We start from the raw sequence: 14,859 nt of genomic DNA, 5'->3' as shown, positions 1-14,859 counted from the left end.
GCGCACCGGGTTGGCATGAATTCGTGCGTTTGTTCCCCCTGGTGCGGAATGCCCACAGTGCTTCCCGACATGCCCCGTACGTTCCCCGACCACCAGCCGATTCGTTTCAGAGGCCTACATGGTGAGTGTCCAATCCCCGCCCGGTCGTCGTGAACTTCCCTACACGCGCGTGCTGCTGCCGCCGGCCATAGTGATGGCCGCGGTGGCCGGAGCAGCCGTCGCCCTGGTGGCGGAGCCCGCCCGGATCGCCGTCGGCGTGTGCGGTGCCGTCGCCACCCTGCTGGTGATCGCCACCGCGGCCGAGGCGGTGCGCCGCGGCCGCGTCCTGCGCGACGCGCGGGCCGAGCACGAGCGTCACCGTGCGTATCTGGAGGCGCGGATCGCCGCCCACGACACGGAGACGCAGCACTTCACGCAGCAGGTCGTCCCCGCGGCCCTGGACCACCTGCACCGCGGGAACGACCCCGCCGAGGTGCTCCGCGACCTGCCCCGCCTCGACCCGGCCTGGCGTGACCTGCCGAAGTACCAGACCGAGCTGCTGAGCACGATGCTGCGGATCATCGACGAGGAGGAGAACCTGCGGGACTCCTCCCAGCGCTCCTTCGTCAGCATCGCCCGCCGCGTCCAGGCGATCGTCCACCAGCAGGCCAAGGAACTCCGAGAGATGGAGGAGGACCACGGCCGCAACCCCGAGGTCTTCGACGACCTGCTGCGCATCGACCACGGCACCGCGCTGATCGGCCGCCTCGCCGACTCCATCTCCGTCCTCGGCGGAGGCCGCCCCGGACGCCAGTGGCCCAAGCCGGTCGCGCTCTACAGCGTGCTGCGCGGCGCCATGTCCCGCATCCTCGAGTACCGCCGCATCGACCTGAAGTCGATCGCCAAGGTCAACATCAAGGGCATCTACGTCGAGCCGGTCATCCACGCCGCCGCCGAACTCCTCGACAACGCCACCCGCTACTCGCCGCCGACCAGCAAGGTGAGCGTCACCGCCACCGAGGTGCAGACCGGCGTCGCCATCGAGATCGAGGACGCCGGGGTCAACCTCGACGAGCAGGCCCGCGCCCGGATCGAGGACATCCTGGAGCGCGCCCAGCGGGGCGTCGACCTCCAGGAGATCGGCGCCAACCCGCGCCTCGGCCTCGCCGTCGTCGGCCGGCTGTGCACCCAGTTCAACATGCAGGTCTCGCTGCGCGCCTCCGCCTACGGCGGGGTCCGTGCCGTCCTCGTCGTGCCGAGCGAGATGATCACCGACCAGCCCGGCGTGGGCCTCGCCCACGGCATCGGGGCGACCGCCGTGCCCCGCCCGGTCGACGCCCTCCCGGGACCGAAGCGCACGCCCAAGAAGCGCCGCCCCACCAGCCCCCGCATCCCCGACACGGTCGCCCTGGAGGACGACGTCCCCGAGGTCACCGAGTGGACCCCCGGCGGGCTGCCGCAGCGCCGCAGCCGGGTGAAGACCCCGCTGGCCCAGCGCTACGCCGAGCAGGCGGCCGTCGAACGGGCCGAGCGGGAGGCCAGGGAGCGGGGCGAGGAGTACCACGACATCTGGGCGGCCGCAGAGCCCGAGAAGAAGAAGCAGAACGATCGTGAACCCGGGCTGTGGGTCGACGCCTTCTGGGAGGGCCTGAAGAAGGACCTCGACCCGGGCGTCCACCCCACGGACTTCACCCGGAACCCGACCGCCTACCTGCATCTCATCAACGAACCGGCCCGCACCGAGGCCGATGACGAGGGGGACCTCAAGTGATCCAGCAACGAGCCAACTTCGACTGGATGCTCAAGGAGCTCGCCGACGGCGTACCCGGCGTCGAGATGATCGTGGTGCTCTCCGCCGACGGCCTGCGCATCGCCCGCTACGGCGGTGAGCCGGACGCCGCCGACCGGGTCGCCGCCGCCTGCGCCGGCGTCCAGAGCCTCGCCGGGGCCGTCGCCCAGGAACTCCCGCACGGCGACGGCGAGATGAAGATGGTGCTCATCGAGATCGACGAAGGCTACTTCTACCTGATGGCGGCCGGCGCCAACGCCTATCTCGCCGTGCTCTCCGACATGACCTGCGAACCCGGCCGCATGGGCGGCATGATGCGCGACCTCGTCGTCCGCATCGGCGCCCATCTGACCAGTCCGCCGCGACGGAACGGGCAGACCGTATGACTCCTCCGCAACGCCTGAGGCGCACCCCCCGGGACGCCCCCCCTCCGCAACCGGCCGCACCGGCCGGGAAGGAGGGCGAGGGCGGCAACCCGGAGCGGCTGTACGTCGTCGCCGGTCCGGACGGCGAGCGTGCCGACATCGACCTCGTGACGCTGATCGTGGCGCGCTCCCCGGACCCCCCGCCCTCCGCGACCCCCGAGCAGGCGGCGCTGCTCCGGCTCTGTGCCGCCCCCCTGTCCGTGGCCGAACTGTCGGCCTATCTCGGTCTGCCGTTCAGCGTGGTGACCGCGCTGCTCACCGAGATGCTGTCGGCGGAACTGGTCCAGGCGCGCTCCCCGATCGTCCGCAAGGCGCTCCCGGACCGTTCCCTTCTCGAAGCGGTGATGCATGGACTTCAAAGGCTCTGACACCATCCCGGGCCCACGCGCCGAGGACCAGCTGCCCCACACGGCGCAGTCCGCGGTGAAGATCGTGATCGTGGGCGGGTTCGGGGTCGGCAAGACGACCATGGTCGGCTCGGTCAGCGAGATCAAACCGCTGACCACCGAGGAGACCATGACACAGGCCGGCATCGGGGTCGACGACAACTTCGGTTCCGCGTCCAAGACGGCCACCACCGTCGCCATGGACTTCGGCCGCATCAAGATCACGGACGAGCTGGTGCTGTACCTGTTCGGCACGCCGGGCCAGGAACGCTTCTGGTTCCTGTGGAACGGCCTGTTCGAGGGGGCGCTCGGCGCGGTCGTGCTGGTCGACACCCGTCGGCTCGAGGTCAGCTTCGACGTCATGGGGCGGCTCGAGGAGCGCGGAGTGCCGTTCGTCGTCGCGGTCAACTCCTTCCCGGACGCGCCGCGTTACCCCATCGCCGACCTGCGGGCCGCCCTCGACCTGTCCGAGCAGATCCCCATCGTGGAGTGCGACGTGCGGCGCCGCGCCTCCAGCCGTGACGTCCTGATGACCCTGATGCGCTTCCTGCACTCGCTCGCCATGACGGGCTCGCTCACCTGACGCGCGGGATCCCGCGCCTTCCCAGACCTCTGCCTTTCCCCTTCTCCGGAGCGACCACAGTGACGCCTGAATCCCACCCCCTGACGTCGGACTCCCCGGCCGGCACGGACGTCCCCCGGCCCGGCCCGCCCCCCGGGTGCCCCGCGCACGGCCCGGGCCCCGGAGGGCTGGCCCGGCTGCACCGGTCGGACGACCTGAAGAAGCTCTACGAGGAACTGCGGGCCGAGCACGGCCCGGTGGCGCCCGTGCTCGTCCACGACGACGTTCCGCTGTGGGTGGTGCTCGGCCACGCCGAGAGCCAGCAGCTGGTGCGCAGCCCGGCGCAGTTCTGCAAGGACAGCCGCATCTGGTCCGCGCTCCGGGACGGCCTGGTCAAGCCCGACCACCCCCTGATGCCGCACATCGCCTGGCAGCCGATGTGCGCCCACGCCGAGGGCGAGGAGCACCGGCGGTGGCGCGGCGCCATCGACGCCGCCGTGGCGGCCACCGACTTCCGCGGCCTGCGCCGGCACGTCAACCGCAGCGTCCAGCGCGTCGTCAACCGGTTCTGCGAGGCGGGCGAGGCCGACCTGGTCGGTCAGTACGCCGAGCACCTGCCGATGGCCGTGATGTGCCACGTCCTCGGCATGCCCGACGCGTACGAAGACCGCATGGTCGAGGCCGCCCGTGACATGATCCGCGGCACCGAGACCGCGATCGCGAGCAACGCCTACGTGATGGAGGCCCTGGAACGCCTCACCGCCCGCCGCCGGGTGGAGCCGCTGGACGACTTCGCCGGTCACCTCGTCAGCCATCCGGCCGGGCTGACCGACGAGGAGGTCAGCCAGCACCTCAGAGTGGTGCTCATCGCCGCCTACGAGGCCACCGCCAACCTCCTCGCCAACGTGCTGCGCCAGGTGCTGATCGACCCGCGCTTCCGCTCCCAGCTCAACGGCGGTCAGATGACCGTGCCCCAGGCGGTGGAACAACTCCTCTGGGACGAGCCGCCGTTCAGCACCATCTTCGCCTACTACGCCAAGCAGGACACGGAACTCGGCGGTCAGCGCATCCGCAAGGGCGACGGACTGCTGTTCGCACCCGCACCGGCCAACGTCGACCCCCGGGTGCGTCCCGACCCGACCGCCGACATGCAGGGCAATCGCTCGCACCTCGCCTTCGGCGGTGGCATGCACGAGTGTCCCGGCCAGGACATCGGCCGCCTCATCGCCGAAGTCGGCGTCGACGCGCTGCTCATGCGACTGCCCGACGTCGAACTCGACGTGGACGAGGACGAGTTGGAATACACCGAGTCCATCGCCTCGCGTCATCTCGTGTCGCTGCCCGTCCGGTTCACCCCGCGGCCGCAGCAGGACGTGAGGCAGCGGCCGAGCCACCAGAACGAGTCGCCCCCGCAGCAGGACTGGCACATCGGCGCCGCCCGGCCGCAGCCCGCGCCGGTCCCCGCGCCCTCCGCACCGGCGGCGCCGTCCGGGCAGCGCACCGCCCCCGCCCCGCGGCCCGCGGCGGTGCCGGCCCCGGAGCCCGGGTCGGTGCCACCGCCGCAGCCGACGGCGGAACCGGTCCGGCCGCGGGGTGCGTGGCGGCGCTTCCTGCTCTGGTGGCGCGGCTACTGACCGGCGGCCCAGTCCTCGTACGAGGACCACGCCGCGAGCCCCCGGCGGCTGGTGAACCGGTGCTCCACGCCCGTCACCGGATCGGTGAACTCCAGGGACCGCGCCAGTAGCTGCAGCGGGCGCCGGAAGTCACCGGCCGGGACGGGGCCGGTCACCTCGGGATACAGCGGGTCGCCGAGGATCGGCACGCCCAGGGCGTTCATGTGCACCCGCAGCTGGTGCGTCTGCCCGGTGCCGGGCACCAGCCGGTACCGGCCCAGGCCGTCCGCCCGGTGCTCGGCGAGCTCGACGCGGGTCAGCGCGTTCGGCTCGCCCGCGACCTCCCGGGCGGCGAGCACCCCGCGCTCCTTCACGATCCGGCTGCGCACGGTCCGGGGCAGCTCCAGCCCGGGGTCGTGGGGGGCGACGGCCTCGTACTCCTTGCGCACCCGCCGGTCGCGGAACAGCGTCTGGTACGCGCCGCGCTCCTCGGGGCGCACCGTGAACAGCACCAGCCCCGCGGTGAGCCGGTCCAGGCGGTGCGCGGCACCGAGCTCCGGAACGCCGAGCTCGAGGCGCAGCCGGGCGAGCGCCGTCTGGGCGACATGGCCGCCGCGCGGGGTCGTGGCCAGGAAGTGGGGCTTGTCGACGACGACGATGTGTTCGTCCCGGTGGACGACCTCCAGCGGGAAGGGCACCGGCACCTCCTCGGGCAGCTCCCGGTGGAACCACACGAACATGCCGGGCACGTACGGGGCGTCGGCCGGCACGGCCCGCCCGTCCGCCCCGACGACCAGCCCCGCGGCGAACATCCCGTCGACGACACCGGGCCCGGCCGCGAGCCGCCCCACCAGGTGCTCCCGCACCGTGGCCCCCGGCCCCCCGGCGGGCAGCCGCACCCGCACCGGGTCCACGCCGTCGCGCTGCGGCAGGGGGGAGGGCGGGGCCGGGCGTCTGCGTCTCACAGCGAGCAAGGGTACGAGGCCGGGCCGCGAGCGGGGGTGCCGGGCGGGGCGCTACGCGTCCGGGGCGTCCGTCCCGCCCTGCTCCCCGTGCCGTACCGCCCGCTGCACCCGGGCCTCGACCTCGTGGCGCGGCAGGCCCTCGGCGCGCGCGTACTCGTTCACCGCGACCCGGACGTCCCGCGCCAGATCGCGCCAGGCCCGCCAGGCGGTCTCCCAGGTGGTGGTCTGCTGCCCGCTCCACTCGGCCCGGGCGGGCGGGCCGTAGGCCTCCTCCAGCTGTCGTACCCGGGTGTGTGCCTCGTCCGCCGCGCGCTGCTTGGCCACGAGCTCTTCGAAGGTGTGTGCCACGTGCCCGGATCATCGGGCAGCGGTCCGTCCGGAACCGGCCCGCCACGCCGCCCCGGGCCGGCACGGGGCCCCGGTTCACCCGGCCGGCGTCGGTGACGCGGCGCGTCCCGGGCGGAACCGGGAGGTCAGGAAGAGGCTTCCGCCCCCTCCTGCTCTGCCTCGACGCGTGCGTTCCACTCCCGCTTGGAGGCCTGCCAGCCGTCCTCGTTGTGGCCGAGCCGCCAGTAACCGGAGATCGACAGGTCCTCGCGCGGGATCCCGCGCTCGACCCGCAGCAGGCGGCGCAGCTCCTTCACGAAGTGGGCCTCGCCGTGCACGAAGGCGTGCACCCGGCCCTCGGGGAAGTCCAGCTCCCGCACGGCTTCCACCAGCGCCTCGCCGACGGGGCGGCCCCCGCGGTGCAGCCAGCGGATCTCCACGTCGGAGTCGATCTTCTGCTCCTCCTCGGGCCCGGCGACCTCCACGAAGGCGTACGCCTCGCAGCCCTGCGGCAGCGCCTCCAGGGAACGGGCGATCGCGGGCAGCGCGCTCTCGTCGCCGACGAGCAGATGCCAGTCGGCGGCCGGGTCCGGAGCGTAGGCGCCGCCCGGCCCGAGGAACCGCACGACCTCGCCCGGCCGGGCGTTCGCCGCCCAGGGGCCGGCCAGGCCCTCGTCCCCGTGGATCACGAAGTCCAGGGTCATCTCGCGGTGCTCGGCGTCCCACTGGCGCACGGTGTACGTCCGGGTCACCGGCCACTGCTCGCGCGGGAACTCGTCCCGGATGCGCTGCAGGTCGAAGGGTTCCGGGTAGGTCGCCCCCGCGGCCGGGAACAGCAGCTTGACGTAGTGGTCGGTGCAGGTGTCCGCCGCGAGGCCGGCGAGTCCCTCGCCGCCGAGCACCACGCGGTGCACGTGCGGGGTCAGCCGCTCGGTGCGGACGACCTCGGCGGTGTACGGCGTGCGCGGAGCACGTGCCGGTCGCTCTGCCATGCGGGCCTCCCAGCGGTGGTGGTTAGGTTTACCTAAGTTAGCACTCCGTTCGTGGTCGACGCCCCGTCGGCGGGAGGCCGGTCCGGTTCACCGACGGCTGAGGACGCGCGCGGCTCACCCCGCGAGGGTCGTCAGCAGGCGCTGCAACGACCCCCCGAGGCCCCAGCGGGCCGCCAGGGACTCCACCGCGGCCGGGTCGCGCGGCGCACCCGGCAGCGCCGTGTCGACGTCCGGGAGCGGGACGTCGTCCGCGACCCGGACGACTTTGGGAGCGACCGCGAGGTACGGCCGCGCCACGTCCAGACGCCTGCGCTGCGACGGCGTGAGCTTCGCCCGCGGGTCGTCCACGGCCGCCAGGATCCCGGCCAGGTCGCCGAACTCGGCCAGCAGCTTGGCGGCCGTCTTCTCCCCGATGCCCGGCACGCCCGGCAGGCCGTCGCTCGGGTCACCGCGCAGCAGCGCCAGATCCGCGTACCCCCGGCCGTCCACCCCATACTTCTCGCGCAGCACGGCCTCGTCGGTGACCTGGAGCGTGCCGACGCCCTTCAGCGGATACAGCACCCGCACCCCGCGCGCGTCGTCCACCAGCTGGTACAGGTCGCGGTCGCCGGTGACGATGTCGACCGGTCCCCCGGCCCGGGCGGTGAACGTGCCGATCACGTCGTCCGCCTCGTACTCCGCGACCCCCACGCGTGCGATGCCGATCGCGTCCAGGACCGCCTCGATGACCGGGACCTGGGGGGAGAGCGTGTCGGGCACCTCCTCCTGGTCCGGACCCGCCGCGTGCTCCGCCACGACGCGGTGCGCCTTGTAGGAGGGGATCAGCTCCACCCGCCAGTGCGGGCGCCAGTCGGCGTCCATGCAGGCCACCAGGCGGTCCGGCCGGTGGTCCTTCACCAGGCGGTCGACGAAGTCGAGCAACCCGCGCACGGCGTTCACCGGCGTGCCGTCCGGGGCCCTGACGGACTCCGGGACGCCGAAGTAGGCGCGGAAGTACAGGGAGGCGGTGTCGAGGAGCATCAGTCGTCCGGTCACGTTCCGCATCATGCCGTACGCCACCGACAGCGCCCCGCGGTGCGCGGACACGGCTGTGCGCTTCACGCAACGCGTTGCGTCCTGCGGTGCCGGTGTGAGGCGGCGCACGAACGTGTTTGCCCTGTGCAAAACCGGGGAGGCGCGGCCCCGGAGCGATGCCGGTTGCAGATTCAACTGTCCGGACCGTGTGAACCGTCCGCCGCGCATCGCTCCTTGCCATTGCCGTCGAGACAAGAGGTACGCGTGTCAGCCAGGCTTGAGGCCGAGCATCTGTACAAGGTGTTCGGCAGACGACCGGACCAGGCGGTCGAACGACTGCGCAAGAAGGAGACCGACCGGGAGGAGCTGCGCGCCGACGGCACCACCGCGGCCGTCATCGACGCCTCGTTCACCGTGGAGCCCGGCGAGATCTTCGTCGTCATGGGCCTGTCCGGGTCCGGGAAGTCCACCCTCTTGCGGATGCTGAACGGTCTGCTGGAGCCGACCGCCGGGCAGGTGCGCTTCGGGGGCCAGGACCTGACCGCGCTGTCCGGCCGGCAGCTGCGCGAGGTCCGCTCGAAGAAGATCAGCATGGTCTTCCAGCACTTCGCGCTCTTCCCGCACCGCAGCGTCCGCGACAACGCCGCCTACGGCCTGGAAGTGCAGGGCGTGCCCCGCGCCGAGCGCGAACGCCGCGCCGACGAGGCGCTCGCCCTGTGCGGTCTGGCCGGCTGGGAGAAGTCGTGGCCCGACGAGCTGTCCGGCGGCATGCAGCAGCGCGTCGGCCTCGCCCGCGCGCTCGCCACCGACGCCGACCTGCTGCTGATGGACGAGTCCTTCAGCGCGCTCGACCCGCTGATCCGCCGCGACATGCAGGACCAGCTGATCGAACTGCAGAAGAAGCTGAGGAAGACGATCGTCTTCATCACCCACGACCTCAACGAGGCCATGCGCCTGGGCGACCGCGTCGCGGTGATGCGCGACGGCCGCATCGTGCAGATCGGCACCGCGCAGGACATCCTGATCCGCCCCGCCGACGACTACGTCGCCTCCTTCACCCAGGACGTCGACCGCTCCCGCGTGCTCACCGCCGGCGCGGTGATGGAGCGCGAGGTCCGCGGCGACGAGGCCGACTGCGGCTGCGAGACCGCGACGCCCGAGACGCCGTTCACCGACCTGTGCGCGATCAGCGCCCGGGTACCGCACCCCGTGGCGGTGCTGGACGAGGAGGACGCGCTCGTCGGGGTCGTGCCCCGGCAGCGCCTCGTCGGCTTCCTCGGCGACGAGGAGGCGGTCCCCGGCACCTGCGACTCCCCGCGGGACAAGGGCGGCGAGAAGGTGATGGCCCGTGCCTAGGATCCCGCTCGGCGACTGGGTCAACAGCGCGGTCGACTGGCTGCTCGCCAACGTGACCTGGCTGTTCGACTTCTTCAAGGCCGTCTTCACCGGTGCCTACGACGGTGTCAACGCCGTCCTCCAGGCACCCGAGCCGCTGCTGCTCGCCGGCATCTTCGCGGTGATCGCCTTCTGGCTGCGCGGCACCTTCGCCGGTGTCCTCACCTTCGCCGGCTTCGCCTTCCTGGACTCCCTCGAACTGTGGGAGGACTCGATGGTGACGTTGTCGCTGGTCATCGTCGCCACCGTGATCGCGCTGGTCATATCGGTGCCCGTGGGCATCTGGGCGGCCCGCTCGGACCGGGTCAGCGCCTTCGTCCGGCCGGTCCTGGACTTCATGCAGACGCTGCCCGCGATGATCTACCTCATCCCGGCGATCCTGTTCTTCGGGACCGGTCCCGCCCCGGGCATCGTCGCCACCCTGATCTTCGCGCTCGCGCCGGGTGTGCGCATGACCGAGCTGGGCATCCGCCAGGTCGACAAGGAGCTCGTCGAGGCCGCCGAGGCGTTCGGCGCCACGCCCCGCAACACCCTGCTGCGCGTCCAGCTCCCGCTGGCGCTGCCCACGGTGATGGCGGGCGTCAACCAGGTCATCATGCTCGGCCTGTCCATGGCCGCGATCGCCGGCATGGTCGGCACCGGCGGCCTGGGCGGCGCGGTGATCGAGGCCATCGGGCAGCTCAACATCGGCCTCGGTGCCGAGTCCGGCATCGCCATCGTCATCCTGGCGATCTACCTGGACCGCATGACCAGCGCCCTGGGCACCCAGGTCTCCCCGCTCGGCCGCCGCGCCGCCGCCAAGGCCCGCGCCGCCCAGGGGATGAAGATCTGGTCCTACCGGCCCCGCCCGCAGGTCGCCGTGATCGGCGTCGTCGTCCTGGCCCTGGTGGCGGGCGGCACGGGCCTCTTCGGCGGCAACGCCGGCGGCGCGGACACCACCGCCGGCGGCGAGAGGGTCGGCGACGGCAAGAAGGTCACCATCGGCTACATCCCCTGGGACGAGGGCATCGCCTCCACCTTCCTGTGGAAGGAGGTCCTCGAGCGGCGCGGCTTCGAGGTCGAGGCCGAGCAGTTCGAGGCCGGCCCGCTCTACACCGCGCTCGCGCAGGGCACCGTCGACTTCCAGACGGACGCCTGGCTGCCCACCACCCACGAGCCGTACATGAAGAAGTACGGGGACGAGCTGGAGGACCTCGGCTCCTGGTACGACGAGACGTCGCTGGAGCTGTCCGTCCCGGCGTACATGGAGGACGTCGACTCGCTGGAGGACCTCAAGGGCAGGGCGTCCCTCTTCGGCGGCAGGATCACCGGCATCGAGTCCAGCGCCGGCATGATGGGCCTGCTCAAGAGCAAGGTCCTCAAGGAGTACGGCCTGGACGGGGAGTACGAGGTCGTCGACAGCTCCACGCCGGCGATGCTGGCCGAGCTGAAGCGGGCCTACAGCAAGAAGGAACCGGTCGTCGTCACGCTCTGGTCGCCGCACTGGGCGTACAGCGACTACGACCTGAAGAAGCTGGAGGACCCCAAGGGCTCCTGGGGCGAGGGCGACGGCGTGCACACGCTGTCCCGCAAGGGCTTCGCCGAGGACAACCCGCTCGTGGGCAAGTGGTTGAAGGACTTCTCGATGACCGAGGAGCAGCTCACCGGCCTCGAGGCCGAGATCAACAAGGCCGGCAAGGGCAGGCAGCAGGACGCCGTCCGCGCCTGGCTGAAGGACAACCCGGGCATCGTCGACGAGCTGGCCCCGGTCGGCTCCGGTGCCACCCCCGCCGAGGCGAAGCGGCCGCTGGACGTGGCCTGGTTCCCCTGGGAGGAGGACGTCGCCATCACCTACCTGTGGAAGAACGTCCTCGAGCGGCGCGGCTACCGGCTGAACCTGAAGCAGATGGACGTCGGCCCGGTCTACACCGGCCTCGCCTCCGGCGACCTCGACCTCAACTTCGACGCCTGGCTGCCGCACGCCCAGAAGAACTACTGGGAGCCGAACAAGGACAAGCTCACCGACCTCGGCACCTGGTACGAGCCGACCTCGCTGGAGATCGCCGTGCCCTCCTACGTCAAGGACGTGAAGTCCCTCGAGGACCTCAAGGGAAAGGCCGACCTCTTCGACGGGCGGATCATCGGCATCGAGCCGGGCACCGGTGAGATGAACCTGCTGAAGACGAAGGTCCTGCCGGGCTACGGCCTGGACGAGGAGTACGAGGTCGTCGACGGCTCCACGCCCGCGATGCTGGCCGAGCTCAAGCGCGCCTACGCCGAGAGGAAGCCCGTCGCGGTCACCCTCTGGTCGCCGCACTGGGCGTACAGCGAGTACGAGCTGACCAAGCTGAAGGACCCCGAGAAGCTCTTCGGCGAGGGCAACACGATCCACACCATCGCGAGCGAGGAGTTCCCCGAGCGGTACCCGCGGCTCACGGAGTGGATCAAGAACTTCAGGATGACCGAGGACGAGCTCGGCACCCTGGAGCGCGAGATCAAGGACCGCGGCCAGGGTCACGAGGAGGAGGCCGTCGCCGCCTGGCTGAAGGAGCACCCGGACGTGGTGGAGCGGATGACCCCGCAGTAGCGGAGCGGATGATTCCGTAGCAGTCGCCGTACCGGCCGCGCCGTCAGGGGCGGGCCCGGCCCCGCACCTGACGGCGCGGCCGGTCCCGCCCCTGAGGCATGTCCGGGGCCTGACGTCGCACGCGGTCACGGCAAGAATCCGGACAACCACACACCGCCATGCCCTCCCCGGACCTCACCGTGACCTTCGGCCGACCCCGGGGAACAATGGCGGGAACATCCCGTATCGCGCGCGGGGAACCGAACGGCCCGCTCGACGGCCGGCGCGAAGTGGGGGGTCGGCCCCGGCCCTGTGCGACGGCGACGTGACAGGCGCCTGAAACGGTTTGCCGGACATGCGTAGGGTGCAGACAACCTCACAGGGAACGCGCGCCGGGACACCGGGGCGCCGGGTGCGGGACGATGGGCGAAGGAGGGAGCCGGAGCGATGGGCGACCACAAAGAACAGCCCCTGCGGGTGGGCGCGGCGGTGCGGCGGCGGCGCCGTGCGCTGGACCTCACCCTCGCCGTCGTGGCCGAGCGCAGCGGCCTGTCCGTACCGTTCCTGAGCCAGATCGAGAACGAGCGGGCGCGTCCCAGCCGGAGCTCCCTGGAGAAGGTCGCCGACGCCCTGCGCACCACCGCCGTGGAGCTCCTCGCCGCGGCCGACCCGGCGTGCAGCGTCGACGTCGTCCGCGCCGAGGGGACCGGCGGTGAACCGGAGCCCGACCCGAGGGTGCGCTCCCTGGTGCGCGGTCACCACCAGATGCACGCCTCGGAGTTCACCGGCGACCATGACGCCGGCCGGGAACTCCAGTTCCGCAACGACCAGTTGATGTACGTGGCGGACGGTGCCGTGGAGATCGAGGCGGAGGGCCGCGCCTACCGCCTCGGCCGCGGCGACACCCTGTACCTCACCGGAGGCGTCCGGCACCGCTGGCGTGCCACGGTCCCGGAGACGCGGCTCGTCGTCGTCGCCGTGGCCGAGCACATCGAGGCGGTGCGGGACAGGCCGCGCCGATGAACGGCACCCGGGTCGTCTCCCTCGTCCCGTCGCTGACTCAGGCCGTGGCGCTCTCCGCCCCCGGCCTGCTGGTCGGCGCCACCGACTGGTGCACGCACCCGGCGGAGCTGGACGTCGTGCGCGTCGGCGGCACGAAGAACCCGAAGGTGGACCGGATCGTCGCCCTCGCCCCCGACCTGGTGGTCGCCAACGAGGAGGAGAACCGCGAGCCCGACCTGGCGGCCCTGCGCGCGGCGGGCGTCGAGGTGCTGGTGACACGGGTGCGGACGCTGCCGCAGGCCTTCCGCGAGCTGGCCCGGGTGCTCACGGCGTGCGGGGCGCCCCCGCGGCCCCGGTGGCTGGACGAGGCCGAGGCCGCCTGGGCGGCCCTGCCCGCGCCGCCGGAGCGCCGGACGGCGGTGGTGCCGGTCTGGCGGCGGCCCTGGATGGTGCTGGGCCGGGACACCTTCGCCGGTGACCTGCTGTCCCGGCTCGGCGTCGACCACCCGTACGCGACCCACCCGGAGCGCTATCCGCGGATCGGGCTCGACGCGTTGCGCGCGAGCGGCCCGGACCTCGTCGTGCTCCCCGACGAGCCGTACCGCTTCACCGCGGACGACGGGCCGGAGGCCTTCCCCGGGCTGCCCTGCGCGCTGGTCAGCGGCCGGCACCTCACCTGGTACGGGCCGTCGCTGGCCGAGGCGCCGACGGTACTGGGCCGGGCCCTGCGGGCAGCGCGCCGCTGACCAGGCCCCGCGCGGTGTGCACCGCGGCGGTGACCCAGGCGGCGACGAGGAGGACGTACAGGAAGAGCGTGAGGCCGTCGTAGGCGAGCAGCCCGGTGTGCCGGGCCAGCGCCTCGGCGCCGGTGACACAGGTGCCGACCGGGAAGGTGAACGACCACCACGTCATCGAGAAGCGCATCCCCCGGCGCAGGGCCCGCACGACATGGGCGCCGGCGAGACAGAGCCACAGCAGCGCGAAGCCCGTGACGGGCACCCCGTACAGCACCGCGAGCAGGCCGAAGCCCTCGTCGTACGGCGCCGGCACGACACCGGGGGCGACGTCGGCGAACGCGCCGGCGGCGGTGGTGGACTGACCGAGCGGCCCGAGCACCAGGAACAGCGCCGGGGTGAGCGCGAGGGGCGGCGGGCCGCCGGTGACCAGCCGGGCGAAGACCAGCGGCAGCATCACCAGGGTCGCGAACAGGCTGAGCCCGAACAGCGCGAAGCAGGCGAGCAGCAGCGTCCGCCGGGGCTGCCCCGGCGGCAGGTGGGGGACCAGGTGCGGGCCGAGGGCGGCGGACACCATGGGCGCGACCAGCGGCAGCAGCCACACGGGCGTCGCCTGCTCCGGCCCGACCCGGTGGCGTACGGCCATGAGGTACGGGACGGTCACGGCGGCCGCGAGCCCGACGGCCGTACCGGCGGTGAACAGCACGGCGTCGAGGGCGACGGCCGGGCCGGTGCCGATCCAGTCCCGCCCGACGGTGAGGGCGCCGCCGCCGACGGCCAGCAACGCCATGGACAGGCAGCCGTAGAACGGGGCCGTGGCCGGGTCGAGCAGATGGGCGCGGGCCTGGTCGCGATGGTGGACCCAGTGCAGGGCGCGGGCGGCGAGCAGGACCACGAGGAGGACGAGGGACAGGGCCCAGACGGCGGTGAGCGCGGTGCGCAGCCCGGGCACGCGCACGGGCAGCGCGGCTCCGGAACCGGCCACGATGGCGGTGCCCATGACACAGGCGTACCAGTTGGGCCCGAGGTGACGGACGGCCGTGGCGCGCCGGGGCCGTGCGGTGGCACGGAGGAGAGGCGGACGGGAGCGGGCTGCGATGACCATGGTCATACGGTCGTACCGGGGGAGGG

General features: G+C 72.5%; 14 protein-coding genes. 9 read left to right on the top strand and 5 right to left on the bottom strand.

Features of this window, described 5'->3' with window-relative positions; genetic code table 11:
• The first annotated feature begins 118 nt into the window (after positions 1 to 118).
• From FHS37_RS23695 to FHS37_RS23675, 5 genes are read left to right on the top strand one after another with little or no spacing between them, the layout of a single operon-like run.
• Positions 119 to 1,750, top strand: a complete 1,632-nt coding sequence (locus FHS37_RS23695; protein ID WP_184824550.1) for an ATP-binding protein — start codon at positions 119 to 121, stop codon at positions 1,748 to 1,750.
• Positions 1,747 to 2,154, top strand: a complete 408-nt coding sequence (locus tag FHS37_RS23690; protein ID WP_024885160.1) for a roadblock/LC7 domain-containing protein — start codon at positions 1,747 to 1,749, stop codon at positions 2,152 to 2,154. The genes FHS37_RS23695 and FHS37_RS23690 overlap by 4 nt, the downstream gene beginning before the upstream one ends.
• On the top strand, positions 2,151 to 2,561 hold the full coding sequence (locus tag FHS37_RS23685) for a DUF742 domain-containing protein (RefSeq protein ID WP_184824548.1): 411 nt from the start codon (positions 2,151 to 2,153) through the stop codon (positions 2,559 to 2,561). Before FHS37_RS23690 ends, FHS37_RS23685 begins: the two co-directional genes overlap by 4 nt.
• Positions 2,542 to 3,162 carry a GTP-binding protein gene (locus FHS37_RS23680; protein ID WP_184824546.1) on the top strand — a complete coding sequence of 207 codons (621 nt, stop codon included), beginning with the start codon at positions 2,542 to 2,544 and terminating at the stop codon, positions 3,160 to 3,162. The genes FHS37_RS23685 and FHS37_RS23680 overlap by 20 nt, the downstream gene beginning before the upstream one ends.
• A 59-nt stretch (positions 3,163 to 3,221) precedes the next feature.
• Positions 3,222 to 4,775: a cytochrome P450 gene (locus FHS37_RS23675; RefSeq protein WP_184824544.1), complete on the top strand. Its 1,554-nt coding sequence runs from the start codon at positions 3,222 to 3,224 to the stop codon at positions 4,773 to 4,775.
• Here FHS37_RS23675 and FHS37_RS23670 read toward each other — a convergent pair.
• The 4 genes from FHS37_RS23670 to FHS37_RS23655 form a co-directional block, all read right to left on the bottom strand.
• On the bottom strand, positions 4,769 to 5,719 hold the full coding sequence (locus FHS37_RS23670; protein ID WP_184824542.1) for an RluA family pseudouridine synthase: 951 nt from the start codon (positions 5,717 to 5,719) through the stop codon (positions 4,769 to 4,771). The two genes, FHS37_RS23675 and FHS37_RS23670, sit on opposite strands and share 7 nt — an antisense overlap.
• Before the next feature lie 51 nt (positions 5,720 to 5,770).
• Complete coding sequence (locus FHS37_RS23665; protein ID WP_184824541.1) at positions 5,771 to 6,067, bottom strand: hypothetical protein; 297 nt, start codon at positions 6,065 to 6,067, stop codon at positions 5,771 to 5,773.
• Between the two features lie 125 nt (positions 6,068 to 6,192).
• Positions 6,193 to 7,038: a siderophore-interacting protein gene (locus tag FHS37_RS23660; RefSeq protein WP_184824539.1), complete on the bottom strand. Its 846-nt coding sequence runs from the start codon at positions 7,036 to 7,038 to the stop codon at positions 6,193 to 6,195.
• A 114-nt stretch (positions 7,039 to 7,152) separates the two neighbouring features.
• On the bottom strand, positions 7,153 to 8,058 hold the full coding sequence (locus tag FHS37_RS23655) for a 5'-3' exonuclease (protein WP_184824871.1): 906 nt from the start codon (positions 8,056 to 8,058) through the stop codon (positions 7,153 to 7,155).
• A 258-nt stretch (positions 8,059 to 8,316) separates the two neighbouring features.
• Here FHS37_RS23655 and FHS37_RS23650 point away from each other — a divergent pair, with 258 nt between their 5' ends.
• The 4 genes from FHS37_RS23650 to FHS37_RS23635 all read left to right on the top strand — a co-directional run bounded on the left by FHS37_RS23650 (position 8,317) and on the right by FHS37_RS23635 (position 13,740).
• Positions 8,317 to 9,408 carry a quaternary amine ABC transporter ATP-binding protein gene (locus tag FHS37_RS23650; protein WP_184824537.1) on the top strand — a complete coding sequence of 364 codons (1,092 nt, stop codon included), beginning with the start codon at positions 8,317 to 8,319 and terminating at the stop codon, positions 9,406 to 9,408.
• A complete protein-coding gene (locus FHS37_RS23645) occupies positions 9,401 to 12,013 on the top strand; it encodes an ABC transporter permease/substrate binding protein (RefSeq protein WP_184824535.1) in 2,613 nt (870 codons plus the stop codon). The genes FHS37_RS23650 and FHS37_RS23645 overlap by 8 nt, the downstream gene beginning before the upstream one ends.
• 426 nt (positions 12,014 to 12,439) lie before the next feature.
• A complete protein-coding gene (locus FHS37_RS23640; protein ID WP_184824532.1) occupies positions 12,440 to 13,015 on the top strand; it encodes a helix-turn-helix domain-containing protein in 576 nt (191 codons plus the stop codon).
• Positions 13,012 to 13,740: a helical backbone metal receptor gene (locus FHS37_RS23635; protein ID WP_184824530.1), complete on the top strand. Its 729-nt coding sequence runs from the start codon at positions 13,012 to 13,014 to the stop codon at positions 13,738 to 13,740. Before FHS37_RS23640 ends, FHS37_RS23635 begins: the two co-directional genes overlap by 4 nt.
• Here the strand turns inward: FHS37_RS23635 and FHS37_RS23630 are convergent.
• Complete coding sequence (locus tag FHS37_RS23630) at positions 13,667 to 14,833, bottom strand: TDT family transporter (protein WP_184824528.1); 1,167 nt, start codon at positions 14,831 to 14,833, stop codon at positions 13,667 to 13,669. The two genes, FHS37_RS23635 and FHS37_RS23630, sit on opposite strands and share 74 nt — an antisense overlap.
• Positions 14,834 to 14,859 lie beyond the last annotated feature (26 nt).

The organism is Streptomyces griseomycini (assembly GCF_014203535.1).
GTDB lineage: Bacteria > Actinomycetota > Actinomycetes > Streptomycetales > Streptomycetaceae > Streptomyces > Streptomyces griseomycini.
The sequence above is the reverse complement of the archived record's forward strand: the minus strand, read 5'-3'. Positions and strand labels throughout refer to the sequence as shown.